Origin of the sequence: Ramlibacter agri (assembly GCF_012927085.1) — a bacterium.
Taxonomy (GTDB): Bacteria; Pseudomonadota; Gammaproteobacteria; order Burkholderiales; family Burkholderiaceae_C; genus Ramlibacter; species Ramlibacter agri.
Map to the genome: position 1 here is coordinate 1 of NZ_JABBFX010000002.1, position 17441 is coordinate 17441.

Sequence of the window (17441 nt, forward strand, 5' to 3'; positions counted from 1 at the left end):
GGGCGTGCTGCTGGACGCGGGAGCCGAACTGCTCCCCACAGCCTGCGGTGCCTGCTCCGGCTACGGCGGCAGCATCCCGGACGGCGCCAACGTGGTGGCGACCACCGCGCGCAACTTCAAGGGCCGCATGGGCTCGGCGACCGCGCAGGTCTACCTGGCCTCGCCGTACACGGTGGCAGCCTCCGCGCTGCGAGGCCGCATCACCGACCCGCGCGAGGTGCTGGCATGAGCGACAAGGACCAGCACAAGGTCTGGCGCCTGGGCGCCGACATCGACACCGACCAGCTCGCCCCCGGCGCCTACATGAAGCTGGGCATCGACGGCATTGCGCCGCATTGCCTGGAAGCGGTGCGACCGGAGTTTGCCCGCATGGTGCGGCAAGGCGACGTCATCGCCGCCGGCCCCAACTTCGGCATCGGTTCCTCGCGCGAGCAGGCGGCCGGCGCACTGGTGCAACTGGGCGTGCGCGCGGTGATCGCCCCCAGCTTCAGCGGCCTGTTCTTCCGCAACGCCTTCAACCTCGGACTGCTTTTGCTCACCTGCAAGCAAGTCGAGCAATTGAAGGAAGGCGAACAGGTCACGCTCGACCTGCAGCAGATGCAGGTCGTAACCGCAAATGGTCGGCAACTGGCCTGCGACCCCATCCCCGATTTCCTGCTCGACATGGTCCAGGCCGGCGGCCTGCTGAACCAGTTGCGCCGCAAGCTGCAATCCCAAGGAGGCAATCCGTGAAGAAGTTCAAGCAAAGGCTGCAGGACGCGCCCGCCGTGCTGGCGCCCGGCATCTACGACGCCCTCACCGCGCTGGTGGCGGAACAGGCCGGCTTCGAGGCCTTGTACCTCTCGGGCGCCTCGATCGCCTACACGCGCCTGGGCCGCTCCGACATCGGCCTGACCACGGCCACCGAGGTGGCCGACACGCTGGCGCGCATCACCGAACGCGTGGCGCTGCCGGTCATCGTCGACGCGGACACCGGCTTCGGCAACGCGCTGAACACGCAGCGCACGGTGCGCGCCTTCGAGCGCGCCGGCGCCGCCATGATCCAGTTGGAGGACCAGACCTTTCCCAAGCGCTGCGGCCACCTGGACGGCAAGACCGTCGTGTCGAAAGCGGAGATGTGCGGCAAGCTGCGCGCGGCGCTCGACGCCCGCCACTCGAAGGACACGCTGGTCCTCGCGCGCACCGACGCCATCGCTGTCGAAGGTTTCGATGCCGCGATGGACCGCGCCGAGGCCTACCTGGCCTGCGGTGTCGACGCACTCTTCATCGAAGCGCTGCGCACGCCGGAGCAGATGAAGGCTGCCTGCGAGCGCTTCGCCGGCCGCATCCCCCTGCTGGCCAACATGGTCGAAGGCGGCAAGACGCCGGTGAAGTCGGCCAGCGAGCTGGGCGACATCGGCTTCCGCATCGTCATCTTTCCCGGCGGCACCGCGCGTGCGGTGGCGCATACGCTGCAGCGCTACTACGGCAGCCTGAAGCAGCACCAGACCACGCAGCCCGAGCGCGAGCGCATGCTGGATTTCGACCAGCTCAACGCCCTCATCGGCACGCCAGAACTGCTGCAGGAAGGCGCGCGCTACGACGCGTCCGCGCAGCAGGACTGAGGCCCCACAGAGAACACCAGGAGACAACAGTGAACCGCTTCCCCCAACGCCGCGCCATCCTCGCCGCAGCGCTCGCCCTGGCCGCCGCCGGTGCGCACGCCTTCCCGACCAAGCCGATCCGCCTGCTGGTGGGCGCCAGTGCCGGCGGCACCACCGACACGCTCGCGCGCGAGATCGCCGAGGACATGACGAAGACGCTCGGCCAGCCCGTGCTCGTCGAGAACAAGCCCGGCGCCGGCGGCAACATCGCCGCGGTGGAAGTGGCGCGCGCGCCGGCGGACGGCCACACGCTGCTGGTGGCCTTCACCAGCCACACGATGAACGCGTCGCTGTTCAAGAAGCTGCCCTACGACCCGGTCGCCGACTTCACGCCGGTGGCGCTGCTGGCCAAGGTCTCCAGCGTGCTGGTGACGCGGACCGATTCGCCCATCCGCAGCGTCGGCGACGTTCTGGCCAAGGCCAGGTCGGACAACAAGCCCCTCACCTTCGCCATCGGCGGCACCGGCTCGTCCCTGCACATGGACACCTACGGCTTCGAGGTGGCCAGCGGCGTGCCGGTCAACCAGATCCCGTTCAAGGGCACCAACCCGGCGCTGGTGGATGTGGTGGCCGGGCACGTGGACCTGATGTTCGCGCCGGTCAACGGCGCCCGCCCACTGGTGCAGGGCGGCAAGCTGCGGGCGCTGGCCATCGGCGGCCCGAAGCGCATCTCGGCCTTCCCGGACGCGCCGCCCATCACCGATGCCGTGCCCAACTACGTCGCCAACAATGGCTGGTTCGGCGTGCTCGGCCCGGCGAAGATGCCGGCCGACATCACCAAGGCGCTGAACGCCGCGATCAACAAGGCGATGCAGCAACCCAAGGTGCTGGCGCGCCTGGAAGGCGACGGCAGCAGCTTCGAAGCCGGTACGCCGGAGAGCTTCGCCACCTTCCTCACCGGCGACGTGAAGCACTGGGCATCGCAGGTGAAGGCTTTCGGGATCAAGCCCGAGTAACTTGCACGCTAGGCATGGATGCCGGGTCAAGCCCGGCATGACAAGCCTCAGTACGGCCCGGGGATCTTCAGCTCCGGCGCCGCCTTCTCCCAGCAGCCGACCGCGTCGATCATCGTCGGGCCGCCGCGGTGCAGCAGCACGTAGGACAGGCCTTCGGCGATCTGCTCGCGCTTCGCGCCCTTGTCGAAGGCACGCTTCAGGTGGAAGCGCATGCCGTTCGGGTTGCGGTAGGACGCGAAGCACACCACGGCGGCCACTTCGGCAATTGCCTCCGGCAGCCCGCCGCGCGCGGCGTCGAAGATCGCAGCGTAGCGCTTCATGGCGCGGCTCTCCGGCGTCCACTTCTCGAAAGCGCCCTGCGCGAAGTGCAGGGCATCGAAGCCTTCGCAAGCGGAGGCGATGGCCACCGAGTCGCTGATGGCTTCGTTGTCCATGCCGGCCTGCACGCCGCGCTCCAGGTGGAAGAAGGCGTACTTCTCGCGGGTGGCGGCGATCAGCGCGATCCAGACGATTTCGCGCTCGACCATCGTCAGCTCGCGCTGGTCGAGCGTGAGGCGCGTGTACAGCGTGTCGTAGGTCGACAGCAGCTGCGGGTCCGACGCGCCGAGCATGCGGTGGTAGGGCAGCAGGTAGCCCCGCTTGGCGAACATCTGCTCGAGCAGCTTCGCGCCCTCTTCCTGTTTCTTGCTATCCACGGGAAAGACTCTCCATCAATTGCGATTCGATTCCATGCGCGCAGGCGCGGTGCGCGCCTGCAAACGCTCCTTCCAGCCCCTGCCGCTGATCCAGTCCAGCAGGGACGCCGCGCTGCAGTCCGCGCCTTCCAGCGCGCGGGTGCAGCGCCAGGCCAGCGCCAGGGTGCAGGAGAACACCGGCGCGCCATTCATTTGCGGCGTCGCGAGGATCGCGCGCAAGGTCGGCATGCCGGTGCCCAGCAGCACCACGGCGTCATGGCCCTGCCCGCGCAAGCCGGCCAGTGCCTGTGTCGCCGCTTCCGAGCCCAGGCCGTAGATCGGGTGCGCGTTGCTTGACGCGGCAGCCGCCACCTTGGCCACCGCGCGTACCGCGAAGCCGCGCGACTCCCAGTAGCCCACGCTTTGCGTGGTGAGCGAGTCGGAGTAAGGCGACACGAGCGCGATGTCGCGCGCATCGAGCGCATGCAAGGCATCGACCACGGCCAGCGCGGAGCTGGTCACCGTGCAGCCGAGGCGCTGCGAAAGCCGGCCGAACACCTCGTCTTCGCGCGCCCGGCCCGCCAGGTAAGAAGCGCCGGTACAGGCGAAGCCCAGCGCGCCCAGCGGCGCACTGCCGAACTGCGCGGCCGATGCATCCAGCGTGTCGAAGTAGTCGACGAGGCGCTCCTCGATCGTCGGCCGCGCGCTCACCAGGCGGCCCGCGAGCAGGCCCACGCCGGCCGGCAGCAGGATGGCGCTCTCCGGCTCGACCGCGGTGTTGGCCTGCGGCGTGAGCATGCCGATGAAACCGCGGGGGGCGTACTCGGTGGACACCACGCTAGTGTCCAAAGGAGAAAAGGTCTTGTCAATAGAACATTTCGCCGCGGACGGCGGCGAAACGCCCGGATCCCGGCTCAAGGCCGGGATGACAAGCAGCTCAGTGCTTTTCCTTGGCGTGGTTGATCGAGTACTTCGGGATCTCGACCACCAGGTCCTTCTGCGCCACGATGGCCTGGCAGGACAGGCGCGAATTGGGTTCCAGGCCCCACGCGCGGTCCAGCAGGTCTTCCTCGCTCTCGTCCATCTCGTTGAGCGAGCTGAAGCCCTCGCGCACGATCACGTGGCAGGTGGTGCAGGCGCAGCTCATGTCGCAGGCGTGCTCGATCTGGATGCCGTTGTCCAGCAAGGCCTCGCAGATGGAGGTGCCGGCGGGCGCGTCGACCTGCGCGCCCTCGGGCGCGTATTCGGGATGGGGAAGGATCTTGATGATGGCCATGCTCAAAGCGCCTCGAGGTTCTTGCCCGCCAGGGCCTTGCGGATGCCTTCGTTCATGCGGCGCGCGGCGAAGGGTTCGGTGGCCTTGGCCAGGCCTTGCACGGCCGCCTCGATCGCGCCGGCGTCGCTGCTGTCGGCGGCCATCTTGCGCAGCGTATCCATCAGCTCCTCGATGTGGCGCTGTTCGCCGGCTTCCAGCAGCTCGGCATCGGCTTCGATGGCGCTGCGCGTCGCGACCAGCATGCGTTCGGCATCCACGCGGGCCTGCGTCAGCGCCCTCGCCTTCATGTCGGCTTCGGCTGTGGTGAAGCTTTCCTGCAGCATCTTCGCGATCTGCGCATCCGAGAGGCCGTAGGACGGCTTGACCGCGATCTGCGCTTCGACGCCACTGCCCTGCTCGCGCGCCGAGACGTTCAGCAGGCCATCGGCATCGACGGTGAAGGTGACGCGGATGCGCGCGGCGCCGGCCGCCATCGGCGGGATGCCGCGCAGCTCGAAGCGCGCCAGGCTGCGGCAGTCGGCGACCAGGTCGCGCTCGCCCTGCACCACGTGGATGGCCATCGCGGTCTGGCCGTCCTTGAAGGTGGTGAAGTCCTGCGCCTTGGCCGTGGGGATCGTCTCGTTGCGCGGCACGATGCGCTCCACGAGGCCACCCATGGTCTCGATGCCCAGCGACAGCGGAATCACGTCCAGCAGCAGCAGCTCACCCTGCGGGTTGTTGCCGGCCAGCTGGTTGGCCTGGATGGCGGCGCCCAGCGCCACCACTTCGTCCGGGTTCAGGTTGGTCAGCGGCTCGCGGCCGAAGAAGTCGGCGACCGCCACGCGCACCTGCGGCATGCGGGTGGATCCGCCCACCAGCACGACGCCCTGCACTTCATCCTTGGCCAGCTTCGCGTCGCGCAAAGCCTTGCGCACCGCGCTCATCGTGCGCGCAGTCAGCTCGCGCGTCACGGTTTCGAAATCGGTGCGCGTCACGGTGACGGCAATGCCCTGCACCGTCGCGGCCACGCTGTCCTCGGTGGACAACTGCTCCTTGACGCCGCGGGCCAGCACCTTGATGGCGGCCTTCTCGCTCGCGCTCGCGGCCTGCCTGCCGGCCTTGGCCAGCATCCAGTCGGCCAGGGCGCGGTCGTAGTCGTCACCGCCCAGCGCGGAATCGCCGCCGGTGGACACCACTTCGAACACGCCGCGCGCCAGGCGCAGGACGGAAATGTCGAAGGTGCCGCCTCCGAGGTCGTAGACGGCGTAGAGGCCTTCGCTGCCGTTGTCCAGCCCGTACGCGATGGCGGCGGCGGTGGGCTCGTTGATCAGGCGCAGCACGTGCAGGCCGGCCAGCTGCGCGGCGTCTTTGGTCGCCTGGCGCTGCGCTTCGTCGAAGTAGGCCGGCACCGTGATGACCGCCCCATAGAGCTCGTCGTCGAAGGTGTCTTCGGCGCGGAAGCGCAGGGTGGCGAGGATCTCGGCGCTCACTTCCACCGGCGACTTGCGGCCGGCGCGCGTGTCCAGCATCACCATGCCGGGCTCGTCGATGAAGATGTACGGCAGCTTCTCGCGGTTGGCAATATCGGCCAGCCCGCGACCCATGAAGCGCTTGACGGAAGCGATCGTGTTCTCGGGATCTTCGGCGTGAGCGGCCTGCGCGTCGTAGCCGATCTGCCGGCGGTTGTCCGGCAGGTAGCGCACGACGGAGGGCAGGATCACGCGGCCGGCGTCATCGGGCAGGCATTCGGCCACGCCGTTGCGCACCGAGGCGACCAGCGAATGGGTGGTGCCGAGGTCGATGCCGACGGCAATGCGGCGCTGGTGCGGGTCGGGCGAGGCACCGGGTTCGGAAATCTGCAGCAGGGACATGGTGAGCCTGTTATTGTCCCAGCTGGGCCAGCCGGTTTTCGATGTCTTCGCCAAAGCGCTCAAGGAACATGAGGGCTCTGACCTGCTGCGCGGCCGCCGGCGCGTCGCCGTCTTCGTCCAGCAGCTTCGCAATGCGCTCCAGCAGGTGCTTGCGGCTGGTGGCCAGGCTCTGCGCGATCGCGTCGAGCTCCTCTTCGCCCTGCGCTTCTTCCAGCGCCTCGCGCCATTCCATCTGTTCCATCAGGAAGTCAGCCGGCATGGCGGTATTGTGGTGGGCGTCGATGGGCGCGCCGCGCAGCTCGCACAGGTAGGCCGCGCGCTTCAGCGGGTCCTTCAGGCGCTGGTAGGCTTCGTTGATGCGCACGGACCACTGCAGCGCCACGCGCTGGGCAGCCTGGCCCTGGGCGGCGAACTTGTCGGGGTGGGCTTCGCGCTGCAGTTCCTTCCAGCGCGCGTCAATGGCCGCGCGATCCTGCGCGAACTGCTCCGGCAGTCCGAACAGTTCGAAGTCGCTGTAGCTCAGGTTCATGGATAGAACAAACCGCCCGAAGGCGGTTTGTGGGTCAGACGCGGAAGCTCTCTCCGCACCCGCAGCGGTCACGCTCGTTCGGGTTGTTGAACTTGAAGCCCTCGTTGAGGCCTTCGCGCACGAAATCCAGCTCGGTGCCGTCGATGTAGGCCAGGCTTTTCGGGTCGATCAGCAGCTTGACGCCGTGGTTCTCGAACACGATGTCTTCCGGCGCCACTTCGTCGACGTATTCCAGCTTGTAGGCCAGGCCCGAGCAGCCGGTCGTCTTGACGCCGAGGCGCACGCCCACGCCCTTGCCACGCTTGGACAAGTAGCGGGTGACGTGCCGCGCCGCGGCTTCGGTGAGCGACACGGACATCAGTTTGCGTGCTTCTTCTTGTAGTCCTGGACGGCCGCCTTGATGGCGTCCTCGGCCAGGATCGAGCAGTGGATCTTCACCGGCGGCAGCGCCAGTTCTTCCGCGATCTGGCTGTTCTTGATGGACGCGGCTTCGTCCAGCGTCTTGCCCTTCACCCACTCGGTGACGAGCGAACTGGAGGCGATGGCCGAGCCACAGCCGTAGGTCTTGAAGCGCGCGTCCTCGATGACGCCCGTGCTGGGGTTCACCTTGATCTGCAGCTTCATAACGTCGCCGCAGGCGGGCGCGCCCACCATGCCGGTGCCGACGCTCTCGTCACCCTTCTCGAAGGAGCCGACGTTGCGGGGGTTCTCGTAATGTTCGACGACTTTTTCCGAATAAGCCATATCTCTACTCCGTATCCGTTCTCAGTGCGCGGTCCACTGGATGGTGCTCAGGTCGATGCCGTCCTGGTACATCTCCCAAAGCGGGCTCAGCTCACGCAGCTTGGCCACGTTCTGCTTGATCGTGGACACCGCGTAATCGATCTCTTCCTCGGTCGTGAAACGGCCGATGGTCATGCGCAGGGAGCTGTGCGCCAGCTCGTCGCTGCGGCCCAGGGCCCGCAGCACGTAGCTTGGCTCAAGCGACGCGGACGTGCAGGCCGAGCCCGAAGAAACCGCGATGCCCTTGATGCCCATGATCAGCGACTCGCCCTCGACGAAGTTGAAGCTGATATTGAGGTTGTGCGGGACGCGATGCTCCAGGTTGCCGTTGATGAACACCTGCTCGATGTCCTTCAGGCCGTTCAGCAGGCGCTGCTGCATGCGGCGCGCATGCTCCAGGTCCTTCTGCATCTCTTCCTTCGCGATGCGGAAGGCCTCGCCCATGCCCACGATCTGGTGGGTGGGCAGCGTGCCGCTGCGCATGCCGCGCTCGTGGCCGCCGCCGTGCATCTGCGCTTCCAGGCGGATGCGCGGCTTGCGGCGCACGTACAGCGCGCCGATGCCCTTGGGGCCGTAAGTCTTGTGCGAAGCCAGGCTCAGCAGGTCGACCGGCAGCTTGGCCATGTCGATCTGCACCTTGCCGGTCGCCTGCGCGGCGTCGACGTGGAAGATGATGCCCTTCTCGCGGCAGATGGCGCCGATCGCAGGGATGTCCTGCACCACGCCGATCTCGTTGTTCACGAACATGACCGAGACCAGGATGGTGTCCGGGCGCAGCGTCGCCTTGAACTTCTCCAGGTCCAGCATGCCGTCTTCCTGCACGTCGAGGTAGGTCACCTCGAAGCCCTGGCGCTCGAGCTCGCGCATCGTGTCCAGCACCGCCTTGTGCTCCGTCTTGACGGTGATCAGGTGCTTGCCGCGCGTCTTGTAGAAATGCGCCGCGCCCTTGATCGCGAGGTTGTTGGACTCGGTGGCGCCCGAGGTCCAGACGATCTCGCGCGGGTCGGCGCCGATCAGGTCCGCCACCTGCTGGCGGGCCTTCTCCACGGCCTCTTCAGCCTCCCAGCCCCACGCGTGGCTGCGCGAAGCGGGGTTCCCGAAGTGCTCGCGCAGCCAGGGGATCATGGCGTCGACCACGCGCGGGTCGACCGGCGTCGTCGCGCCGTAGTCCATGTAGATCGGGAAATGCGGGGTCATGTCCATTGCTGGCTTGTTTCTCTGGAGCTGGCGTTGTGCTTTTTATTGCTTGGCAAACGAGTTGCCGAGCGCGAAAACGGAATTCGGCGCGTTGACGCGGATCGGCTTGACCACCGGCGCGCTGGAGATCGCGCGCTTGGGGCTGGGCTTGTCCTCGACCTGCACCCCCTTGGCGAGCTGGTCGTCCACCAGCTTCTGCAGCGTGATGGAGTCGAGGAATTCGACCATGCGCTGGTTCAGCGCGGACCACAGCTCGTGCGTCATGCAGCGGCCGCCGTCGCCCTGGCAGTTTTCCTTGCCACCGCACTGCGTGGCGTCGATCGGTTCGTCGACGGACACGATGATGTCGGCCACGGTGATTTCCGCCGCCTTGCGGCCCAGCGTATAACCGCCGCCCGGCCCACGGGTGGACTCGACGAGTTCGTGCCGGCGCAGCTTGCCGAACAACTGCTCCAGGTAGGAAAGCGAGATCTGCTGGCGCTGGCTGATGGCCGCCAAGGTGACTGGGCCATTGTTCTGGCGCAGTGCCAAATCGATCATCGCGGTGACCGCAAAGCGGCCTTTGGTAGTGAGACGCATCGCTAGCTCCTCTATGCTGGCTTGCCTTCCTTACCCTGGCAGCGCCCGCTGCCCAGGGCCCGTCTCCACCCATGCTCCGGCTTCTTTGGCGCCGGCCCTCGGCCGGCTACTGCGCCGGCGGTTCTTGGAAATCTCTTGGGTTCCTGACTGTTTCCGTCAAGTATACCCGAAAACCCAGTTCCCCGCTCGGGTACTCAGGTTTTTTTGCGGTGCAACAGACCCGCTCAGGACGCCAATTCGCCCTGGATGTGGTCCAACAGCCCGGCGCAGGCGGCCTCGATGTGGTCCAGGACCGATTCGAAGCCCTGCTTGCCGCCGTAATACGGGTCGGCGACGACTTCGCTCCAACCAGGTGGTGCGAATTCCATCAGACGCCTCAGCTTGTGCTGGAGTTCCGCAGGACAGTCTTCCTGCAGGGTCTGCAGGTTCTCCCAGTCCATCGCACATATGAGGTCGAAACGCACGAAGTCCACCGGTTGCACCTGCCGGGCCCGCAGATCCGACAGGTCGTAGCCGCGCGTTGCAGCGTGCTGCGCGCTGCGCTGGTCCGGCGGCGAACCCACGTGGTAGTCGATGGTGCCGGCCGAATCGGCGTGGATGCGGTCCTGCAGCCCGGCCTGCCGCACGAGATGGCGGAACACGCCCTCGGCGGTGGGGCTGCGGCAGATGTTGCCCATGCACACGAAGAGGACCGCAAACTCGCGCATCACTCGATCTTCGCGCCGGAAGCCTTCACGATGCCTTCCCACTTCCGGTAGTCGGCCTTCACCAGCTCGGTGAACTGCTGCTCCGTCATGGCCTGCGGCTCGGCGCCCTGCTCGTGGATGGCCTTCACCACGTCCGGCGACGTCAGCAGCTTGTTGACCGCGGTGTGGACCTTGTCGACGACCTCCTTGGGCGTGCCGGCCGGCGCGAAGATGCCGTACCAGGTGGCGACGTCCATGCCGGGATAGCCGGACTCGGCGACGGTGGGCGTGTCGGGCAGCGAGCTGCTGCGCTTGGCGCTGGTCACGGCCAGGGCGCGCAGCTTGCCGGCCTTGATCTGCTGCAGCGCCGAAGGCACGGACGAGACGAGCATGTCCACGTTGCCGGCCAGCACGTCGACCAGCGCCGGGTTGGAGCCCTTGTAGGGCACGTGGCGCAGCTTGATGCCGGCTTCCTTGTTGAAGATTTCGCCGGCCAGGTGGATGGTGGTGCCGTTGCCGGGCGAGCCGAAGGTGACGGTGTCCGGCGCGGCCTTGGCGGCGGCGACGACGTCCTTCAGCGTCTTGAACTTGGAATCGGCGCGCACGACGATCACGACCGGCGTGTAGGCCACGTGGGCAACGGCGACCAGGTCCTTGGTCGTGTCGAAGCCGACGTTCTTGTACAGCCAGGGCGCGACGACCAGGTTGTCCTTCTGGCCCATGACGAGGTCATAGCCGGTCGGCGGCTGCTTCACCGTTTCCGCGATGCCCAGGGTGCCGCCCGCGCCGGCGCGGTTGTCGGCAATGACGTTCCACTTCTCCGACTCGGCCAGCTTGGCCGAAATCAGGCGCGAGAGCTGGTCGGTGCCGCCGCCGGGCGGGAAGGGCACGATCAGGCGGATGGGCTTGCTGGGATAGCTTTGCGCCAGGGCGGCGCTGGCCGTGGCGAGCGCGAGGCAGGCGACGGCGAAGGTGCGGCGAAGCATGGGACTGCGGGTCTTCCGGGAAAACCCGCAATTTTACCGGCTTGGCCGGCCTCCCGCTCAGAACGCGTGTTCGATGGTGATGGCGCCCTTCTTGCGCAGCGCGGAGAACCACTGCAGGCCGCCGTAGGAACACCAGGCCGTCAGGTACCCGAACTCGTCGCCGCAAGCCACCGCCTCCCCGAAGAGGCCGCCCAGCGTGGCATGGCCGGCTGCCGGCAGCTCGCCGTACCGCAGCGACTTCTTCCATGGCTCCTTGCGCCGCGCCGTGTAGAGGTGGAACACCACCTCCGCGTCGTCCGGGCAGCCGCCATAGACCTGCCGGTAGTCGACCCAGCTCAGCTCGCACGCCAGGCGCGCCGACACGAGCATCCAGGCGAAGTGCTTGCGGGGACGTTCCCCGTGGACGACGCCCAGGGAGCATTCCGCGGGGATGACGCCGGCAGCGCCGGGATAGAGGCGCATACCCGTCACGATGCGCGTCGGCAGCGCGCCGTCGCGGCGTGCGAACACCAGTTCGTCGGCGGCCGGACCGCAGCCGCGCGCCAGGATCCGGCCCGGCACGAAGGGCTGCTCGTCGCTGCCCACGCTGTACTCGCCCGGGTCGGCATCGGGATAGACCACCACCTCGCGCCGGATCGCGGAGTCGCCATAGCGTGGCAAGGCCATGAAAGCCTTCAGCGCCCTGACCTCGACGTGGTCCGTCCGGTGGCGCGAGTAGTCGAAGTTGCTGTGCGTGACCTGCAACTGGGTTCCGTCGCGACGCCGGACCGCGCACAGCATGCGGGTGAAGGAAGCCTCCACCCGGAAGCTGAGGCGCGCATTGCCAGCCTGCCCCGCGAGAAAGGCGGACAGCGCGGGAACATGCTCGCCCGGCACGACGACCACGGTCTCGAAGGGTCGCAGTTCGGGCAGACGGATCGCGGCGGTCCGCTCCTCACCGGTGGCGTTGCGCACCGACAGGCGCGCCACCTGGGCAGGGGCCGGCACCGGCCCGTTGTGGAAGACGCCGAAGGATTCCTGCTGCGCGTCGTCGCGCAGCGTCCAGCAGCTTTCCTCGCCGACCGTGATGGTGCGGCCGTCTTCCACCTCGTGCTGCGAATAGGCGCGCGAGTAGGAGTGCACCATCGAGACGGAATCGGCGCACTCGTAGACGGCCATGACGGCGGCATACGGAATGCGCATGTTCTTCGCCGCGAAGGCTTCCACCTCGATGGAGCCTTCGAAGCCCGCCGGCGGGCTGTACTCGAACACCTCGGAAGCGCCGAAGTCGACGCGCGTGCGGCCGGCCAGGCGCCCGTCCAGGGTCCGCGCATTCAGCAGCACGGCGACCTCGGTGTTGTTCTTGTACTTCCAGTAGTTGGTGAGGCTGATGGTCGTGCGCACCGATGCATCGGTGCGGGCCCAGAAGAGCGCGGAGCTGCGATAGACCTCGCCGAAGTTGCCCTGGAAATGGTCCTTCTGGGAAATCGTCAGGGCGGTCTGGCTCATGGGTACTGCTCAACGAAAAGAGCCGGCCACTTTAACGGAGCCGGCTCCTCAAGCCTTGCGCGGGGCGGACGAAGTCGCGCGCCCGCGACGGACTTTCTACTTCACGTGGTCGTGCCCCGCCGCGCCGAAGGCCTGCTCCTTCAGCAGCGCCAGCTGGTCGCGCACGCGCGCCGCCTTCTCGAACTCGAGGTTGCGGGCGTGTTCCAGCATCAGCTTTTCCAGCCGCTTGATCTCCTTGGAGATGTCCTTCTCGGACATGTCCTCGACCAGCGCGCGCTGCAGTTCCTGCTTTTCCTGCTCCTTGCTCGCCTTCTCGCTGTAGACGCCGTCGATCAGGTCGCGCACCTTCTTCCGGATGCTGCGCGGGGTGATGCCGTGCGCCTCGTTGTGCGCCATCTGCCTGGCCCGCCGCCGTTCGGTCTCGCCGATGGCCTTCTTCATCGATTCGGTCATCCGGTCGGCGTAGAGGATGGCCTTGCCGTTCAGGTTGCGGGCCGCGCGGCCGATGGTCTGGATGAGGGATCGCTCGGCGCGCAGGAAGCCTTCCTTGTCGGCGTCCAGGATGGCGACCAGCGACACCTCGGGAATGTCCAGTCCCTCGCGCAGCAGGTTGATGCCCACCAGCACGTCGAACTGGCCCAGGCGCAGGTCGCGGATGATTTCCACCCGTTCCACGGTGTCGACGTCGCTGTGCAGGTAGCGCACCTTGACGCCGTTCTCGGACAGGTAGTCGGTCAGCTGCTCCGCCATCCGCTTGGTCAGCGTCGTCACCAGCACCCGCTCGCTCTTCTCCGAGCGGATGCGGATTTCCTGCAGCACGTCGTCGACCTGGTGGGTGGCCGGGCGCACTTCGACGAGAGGGTCGATCAGGCCGGTCGGGCGCACCAGCTGTTCCACGACGGCATCGCCGGCGTGCTGCTTCTCGTAGTCGGCCGGCGTGGCCGAGACGAAGATCACCTGGCGCATGCGCGTCTCGAACTCCTCCAGCTTCAGCGGCCGGTTGTCCAGCGCGGAAGGCAGGCGAAAGCCGTATTCGACCAGCGTCAACTTGCGCGCCCGGTCGCCGTTGTACATGCCACCCAGCTGGCCCATCATCTGGTGGCTCTCGTCCAGGAACATGAGCGAGTTCTTGGGCATGTAGTCGGTCAAGGTCGAGGGCGGCGAACCCGGCGGCGCGCCAGAAAGGTGCCGCGTGTAGTTCTCGATGCCCTTGCAGTGGCCCAGTTCGCTGAGCATCTCCAGGTCGAAGCGGGTGCGCTGCTCCAGGCGCTGCGCTTCCACCAGCTTGCCTTCGCCCACGAAGAACTTCAGGCGATCGGCCAGTTCCAGCTTGATGGTTTCGACGGCGGACAGCACCTTGTCCCGCGGCGTCACGTAGTGGCTGGAAGGGTAGATCGTGAAGCGCGGCACCTTCTGCCGGATCCGGCCCGTCAAAGGGTCGAACAGCTGCAGGGTCTCGACCTCGTCGTCGAACAGCTCGATGCGGATCGCCAGCTCGGAGTGCTCCGCCGGAAAGACGTCGATGGTGTCGCCGCGCACGCGGAATGTGCCGCGCGAGAAATCCTGCTCGTTGCGGGTGTACTGCATGCGAATCAGCTGGCCGATGACGTCCCGCTGGCCGACCTTGTCGCCGGTGCGCAGGATGAAGCGCATCTGCGTGTAGTCCTCGGGGGCGCCGATGCCGTAGATGGCGCTCACCGTGGCCACGATCACCGTGTCCGGGCGCTCCAGCACGCTCTTGGTCGCCGACAGCCGCATCTGCTCGATGTGCTCGTTGATCGAGCTGTCCTTCTCGATGAACAGGTCGCGCTGCGGGACGTAGGCTTCCGGCTGGTAGTAGTCGTAGTAGCTGACGAAATATTCGACGGCGTTCTTCGGGAAGAACTCGCGGAATTCGCTATAGAGCTGCGCCGCCAGCGTCTTGTTGGGGGCGAACACGATCGCCGGCCGGCCCAGCCGCGCGATGACGTTGGCCATGGTGAAGGTCTTGCCGGAGCCCGTCACGCCCAGCAGGGTCTGGAAAACCTCGCCGTCGTTGACGCCTTCCACCAGTTTCTCGATGGCCTGCGGCTGGTCGCCGGAAGGCGGATAAGGCTGGAACAGCTCGAAGGGCGAGCCGGGAAAGCTCACGAACTCGCCCTTCTTTTCCTCCTGGTCCGGCTGCGGTAATGCGCTCATGCGGGTTTGTCCCTGGTCGTCAGATTAAAATTCCGGGCAAGCCGGCCAGCGTAACGCATGGCCGGCCACCTTGCCATCCCGCATCCCAAAGGACCTCCATGTCTCTCTTCAACGCCGTCGAAATGGCGCCCCGCGACCCGATCCTGGGTATCACCGAGCAGTACAACGCCGACGCGAACCCGAAGAAGGTCAACCTCGGCGTGGGCGTGTACTACGACGAGAACGGCAAGCTGCCCCTGCTGGATTGCGTGCAGAAGGCGGAAGAGAAGATGATGGCGGCCCATGCGGCCCGCGGCTACCTGCCCATCGACGGCATCGCGGCCTATGACGCGGCAGTGAAGACCCTCGTATTTGGGGCCGAAAGCGAAGCCGTCAAGAGCGGCCGCGCGGCCACCGTGCAGGCCCTGGGCGGCACCGGCGGCCTGAAGCTGGGCGCCGACTTCCTGAAGCGGCTGAACCCCGACGCCAAGGTCCTGATCAGCGACCCGAGCTGGGAAAACCACCGCGCCCTGTTCACCAACGCCGGCTTCACGGTCGAGGCCTATCCGTACTACGACGCGGCCAAGCGCGGCATCAACTTCGACGGCATGCTGACCGCGCTGAACACGGCGCCGGCCGGCACGGTCGTCGTGCTGCACGCCTGCTGCCACAACCCGACCGGCTACGACCTGACGTCCGCCCAGTGGGACCAGGTGGTCGCCGCGGTCAAGGCGCGCAAGCTGGTCGCTTTCCTGGACATGGCCTACCAGGGCTTCGGCCAGGGCATCGTGGAAGACGGCCAGGCCGTGCAGAAGTTCGTCGCTTCCGGCGAGGACTTCTTCGTTTCCACCTCCTTCTCCAAGAGCCTGAGCCTTTATGGCGAGCGCGTGGGCGCCCTGTCGGTGCTGTGCGCCAACAAGGACGAAGCGGCCCGCGTGCTGTCGCAGCTGAAGATCGTCATCCGCACGAACTACAGCAACCCGCCCACCCATGGCGGCCAGATCGCCGCGACCATCCTGAACACCCCCGAGCTGCGCGCCGTGTGGGAAAAGGAACTGGCCGGCATGCGCACCCGCATCAAGGCCATGCGCGTGGCGCTGGTCGACAAGCTGAAGGCCGCCGGCGTGAAGCAGGACATGGGCTTCATCGCCCAGCAGGTCGGCATGTTCAGCTACTCCGGCCTCAGCAAGGACCAGATGGTCCGCCTGCGCAACGAGTTCGGCGTGTATGGCGTCGACAGCGGCCGCATCTGCGTGGCGGCGCTGAACGACAAGAACATCGACTACGTGGCGGAGTCGATTGCGAAGGTGGTGGCCTGACCACCCGCTGACTGAAGAAGTCACAGGAAAGAGCGGCCTCAGGGCCGCTTTTTTCTTGGAGGTCCCGTCCTAGCATCCGGTTCAGCTGCAGGGAGGGATTCATGGCGTTCTTTCGGCAAGTTGCGCGCGTCGTCGCGATGGCGCTCTTTTGTGTGTGCCTTGCCACCTGCGGCGGGGGCGGGGGCGGGGGTGGAGGCGGCGGGAGCGAGACAAGCGGAGGCGCTGCATCGCCCGGCGGTGGCACTCCGGCGGCGAACACCTTCGATGCGGTAAGCGTGTCCCTCGTGTCGCCGAAGTCGATCCAGCGGCAGTACGAGCAGATGGAGGGCTCCGAAGATATCAAGGTCTACGTGCAAGGCACGGGCGACATCCAGCAACTTAATGGCAAGACCTTGTACGCCATCGTGGAAGACCCCGACTTCATCACCGGCGGCAACGCGTACGTCGAGCTCGGCACACAATCCGTCCCCGGCAGCAATGCCCTGATCCACCTCAGCGCGGGGCGGACGGACAAGTCCGGTCACTTCCAAGGCGAGCTGAAACTGCACGCCTGTCTTGATCCGCGCTGCGCCACTGAGCTTGCCGGTTCGCCGTTGCGGGTTCCGTATGACATCACGGTGCTCCCCGGCCTGACCCTGTCCCCGCAAGAGATTTCCTTGACAGTGCCCTTCGGCGAGCTTCCAGCACTGCAGTCCGTCGAGGCAAGCCTCCCGGTGAACCGTTCCGAATGGAGCGCCTATCCGAACCTGATCTACCAATCCCTGGTGCCCCCACACGAAATGCAACTGGTTACGGCGGACACCGCACCAGACAAGGGCCGGGTCACTTTCCAGCTGCTGCCCGCGCCGCCGGGCAACTATCAGGAGGTCATCGCTGTCACAGCCTTGGTCCCAACGGCTCAGCCACGACTTTTCGCGTCGCAGCGGCAGTTCATCACGGTCACCTACACCGTCACACCGAATCCAGCGGTCGACTACGTGTTCTATCCGGCAGCCGTGACCTTTACAGTCCCCGCGGGCAGCGCTTCCGAGCGTCAACTTCGCGTGGAGACTTACAACGAGGGCATCAGCTCTGGCGGGCGAGCGCCGGGAGTCGAATATCTCTCGAATCCGCCGGAGGCAGCCGGCCACCCCTTCGTGCATCGCTGGTGGAGCGACAGCGTCGGATACGCGATCCCGTGTGGCTACCCGACTGGCAGCAGCGAGCAGACATGCCTGCCACCAGGGATCTACACCGCGAGAGTCAAGGTCTCTTACATGAAGGGGGCCGAGGAAATCATCGCCTACTGGCCGGTCACGCTGAACATCACTCCGTGATC

At 66.7% G+C, this 17441-nt stretch carries 19 protein-coding genes; 6 read left to right on the forward strand and 13 right to left on the reverse strand.

The window, feature by feature from the left end:
• The 4 genes from HHL11_RS18710 to HHL11_RS18725 all read left to right on the forward strand — a co-directional run.
• Positions 1-229: aconitase family protein (locus HHL11_RS18710; protein ID WP_240980337.1), on the forward strand; the 229-nt coding region annotated here is incomplete at its 5' end.
• Complete coding sequence (locus tag HHL11_RS18715) at positions 226-732, forward strand: LeuD/DmdB family oxidoreductase small subunit (protein WP_169420102.1); 507 nt, start codon at positions 226-228, stop codon at positions 730-732. The genes HHL11_RS18710 and HHL11_RS18715, both read left to right, overlap by 4 nt.
• Positions 729-1604, forward strand: a complete 876-nt coding sequence (locus HHL11_RS18720) for an isocitrate lyase/phosphoenolpyruvate mutase family protein (protein ID WP_169420103.1) — start codon at positions 729-731, stop codon at positions 1602-1604. Before HHL11_RS18715 ends, HHL11_RS18720 begins: the two co-directional genes overlap by 4 nt.
• Positions 1605-1633: 29 nt before the next feature.
• Complete coding sequence (locus HHL11_RS18725) at positions 1634-2599, forward strand: tripartite tricarboxylate transporter substrate-binding protein (protein ID WP_169420104.1); 966 nt, start codon at positions 1634-1636, stop codon at positions 2597-2599.
• Between the two features lie 47 nt (positions 2600-2646).
• Here the strand turns inward: HHL11_RS18725 and HHL11_RS18730 are convergent, their stop codons facing one another.
• The 13 genes from HHL11_RS18730 to uvrB all read right to left on the reverse strand — a co-directional run bounded on the left by HHL11_RS18730 (position 2647) and on the right by uvrB (position 14825).
• Positions 2647-3294 (reverse strand): carboxymuconolactone decarboxylase family protein, encoded by a 648-nt coding sequence (locus HHL11_RS18730; protein WP_169420105.1) that lies wholly within the window; start codon positions 3292-3294, stop codon positions 2647-2649.
• A 15-nt stretch (positions 3295-3309) separates the two neighbouring features.
• Positions 3310-4107, reverse strand: coding sequence for an aspartate racemase/maleate isomerase family protein (locus tag HHL11_RS18735; RefSeq protein WP_169420106.1), 798 nt, complete (start codon positions 4105-4107; stop codon positions 3310-3312).
• Between the two features lie 103 nt (positions 4108-4210).
• The gene (gene fdx / locus HHL11_RS18740; RefSeq protein ID WP_169420107.1) at positions 4211-4549 is read right to left on the reverse strand and encodes an ISC system 2Fe-2S type ferredoxin; all 339 of its coding nucleotides are present in this window, start codon (positions 4547-4549) and stop codon (positions 4211-4213) included.
• Between the two features lie 2 nt (positions 4550-4551).
• A complete protein-coding gene (gene hscA / locus HHL11_RS18745; protein ID WP_169420108.1) occupies positions 4552-6399 on the reverse strand; it encodes a Fe-S protein assembly chaperone HscA in 1848 nt (615 codons plus the stop codon).
• A gap of 10 nt (positions 6400-6409) precedes the next feature.
• The gene (gene hscB / locus HHL11_RS18750) at positions 6410-6928 is read right to left on the reverse strand and encodes a Fe-S protein assembly co-chaperone HscB (protein WP_169420109.1); all 519 of its coding nucleotides are present in this window, start codon (positions 6926-6928) and stop codon (positions 6410-6412) included.
• Between the two features lie 34 nt (positions 6929-6962).
• Entirely contained in the window at positions 6963-7286 is a 324-nt protein-coding gene (iscA, locus tag HHL11_RS18755; RefSeq protein WP_169420110.1) for an iron-sulfur cluster assembly protein IscA, read from the reverse strand.
• On the reverse strand, positions 7286-7672 hold the full coding sequence (gene iscU, locus HHL11_RS18760) for a Fe-S cluster assembly scaffold IscU (protein ID WP_169420111.1): 387 nt from the start codon (positions 7670-7672) through the stop codon (positions 7286-7288). Before iscU ends, iscA begins: the two co-directional genes overlap by 1 nt.
• A gap of 21 nt (positions 7673-7693) precedes the next feature.
• Positions 7694-8914 carry an IscS subfamily cysteine desulfurase gene (locus HHL11_RS18765; protein ID WP_169420112.1) on the reverse strand — a complete coding sequence of 407 codons (1221 nt, stop codon included), beginning with the start codon at positions 8912-8914 and terminating at the stop codon, positions 7694-7696.
• Positions 8915-8950: 36 nt separating this feature from the next.
• A complete protein-coding gene (gene iscR, locus HHL11_RS18770; protein WP_169420113.1) occupies positions 8951-9487 on the reverse strand; it encodes a Fe-S cluster assembly transcriptional regulator IscR in 537 nt (178 codons plus the stop codon).
• Positions 9488-9711: 224 nt separating this feature from the next.
• Positions 9712-10194 (reverse strand): low molecular weight protein-tyrosine-phosphatase, encoded by a 483-nt coding sequence (locus HHL11_RS18775; protein WP_169420114.1) that lies wholly within the window; start codon positions 10192-10194, stop codon positions 9712-9714.
• On the reverse strand, positions 10194-11159 hold the full coding sequence (locus HHL11_RS18780; protein WP_169420115.1) for a Bug family tripartite tricarboxylate transporter substrate binding protein: 966 nt from the start codon (positions 11157-11159) through the stop codon (positions 10194-10196). The genes HHL11_RS18775 and HHL11_RS18780 overlap by 1 nt, the downstream gene beginning before the upstream one ends.
• A 57-nt stretch (positions 11160-11216) precedes the next feature.
• Positions 11217-12647: a hypothetical protein gene (locus HHL11_RS18785; RefSeq protein ID WP_169420116.1), complete on the reverse strand. Its 1431-nt coding sequence runs from the start codon at positions 12645-12647 to the stop codon at positions 11217-11219.
• Between the two features lie 96 nt (positions 12648-12743).
• Complete coding sequence (gene uvrB, locus HHL11_RS18790; RefSeq protein ID WP_169420117.1) at positions 12744-14825, reverse strand: excinuclease ABC subunit UvrB; 2082 nt, start codon at positions 14823-14825, stop codon at positions 12744-12746.
• A 98-nt stretch (positions 14826-14923) separates the two neighbouring features.
• Here uvrB and HHL11_RS18795 point away from each other — a divergent pair, with 98 nt between their 5' ends.
• Both HHL11_RS18795 and HHL11_RS18800 read left to right on the forward strand, forming a co-directional pair.
• Positions 14924-16123 carry an amino acid aminotransferase gene (locus HHL11_RS18795; RefSeq protein ID WP_169420118.1) on the forward strand — a complete coding sequence of 400 codons (1200 nt, stop codon included), beginning with the start codon at positions 14924-14926 and terminating at the stop codon, positions 16121-16123.
• Positions 16124-16224: 101 nt separating this feature from the next.
• Positions 16225-17439, forward strand: a complete 1215-nt coding sequence (locus tag HHL11_RS18800; RefSeq protein WP_169420119.1) for a hypothetical protein — start codon at positions 16225-16227, stop codon at positions 17437-17439.
• Positions 17440-17441: the final 2 nt, after the last annotated feature.

What these genes read in the sequence shown, in the direction of transcription:
- HHL11_RS18715 (WP_169420102.1), top strand. Translation starts at nt 226, where the DNA reads ATGAGCGACAAGGACCAGCACAAGGTCTGGCGCCTGGGCGCCGACATC.
- fdx (WP_169420107.1), bottom strand. Translation starts at nt 4,549, where the DNA reads ATGGCCATCATCAAGATCCTTCCCCATCCCGAATACGCGCCCGAGGGC.
- hscA (WP_169420108.1), bottom strand. Translation starts at nt 6,399, where the DNA reads ATGTCCCTGCTGCAGATTTCCGAACCCGGTGCCTCGCCCGACCCGCAC.
- hscB (WP_169420109.1), bottom strand. Translation starts at nt 6,928, where the DNA reads ATGAACCTGAGCTACAGCGACTTCGAACTGTTCGGACTGCCGGAGCAG.
- iscA (WP_169420110.1), bottom strand. Translation starts at nt 7,286, where the DNA reads ATGTCCGTGTCGCTCACCGAAGCCGCGGCGCGGCACGTCACCCGCTAC.
- iscU (WP_169420111.1), bottom strand. Translation starts at nt 7,672, where the DNA reads ATGGCTTATTCGGAAAAAGTCGTCGAACATTACGAGAACCCCCGCAAC.
- HHL11_RS18765 (WP_169420112.1), bottom strand. Translation starts at nt 8,914, where the DNA reads ATGGACATGACCCCGCATTTCCCGATCTACATGGACTACGGCGCGACG.
- iscR (WP_169420113.1), bottom strand. Translation starts at nt 9,487, where the DNA reads ATGCGTCTCACTACCAAAGGCCGCTTTGCGGTCACCGCGATGATCGAT.
- HHL11_RS18775 (WP_169420114.1), bottom strand. Translation starts at nt 10,194, where the DNA reads ATGCGCGAGTTTGCGGTCCTCTTCGTGTGCATGGGCAACATCTGCCGC.
- HHL11_RS18780 (WP_169420115.1), bottom strand. Translation starts at nt 11,159, where the DNA reads ATGCTTCGCCGCACCTTCGCCGTCGCCTGCCTCGCGCTCGCCACGGCC.
- HHL11_RS18785 (WP_169420116.1), bottom strand. Translation starts at nt 12,647, where the DNA reads ATGAGCCAGACCGCCCTGACGATTTCCCAGAAGGACCATTTCCAGGGC.
- uvrB (WP_169420117.1), bottom strand. Translation starts at nt 14,825, where the DNA reads ATGAGCGCATTACCGCAGCCGGACCAGGAGGAAAAGAAGGGCGAGTTC.
- HHL11_RS18795 (WP_169420118.1), top strand. Translation starts at nt 14,924, where the DNA reads ATGTCTCTCTTCAACGCCGTCGAAATGGCGCCCCGCGACCCGATCCTG.
- HHL11_RS18800 (WP_169420119.1), top strand. Translation starts at nt 16,225, where the DNA reads ATGGCGTTCTTTCGGCAAGTTGCGCGCGTCGTCGCGATGGCGCTCTTT.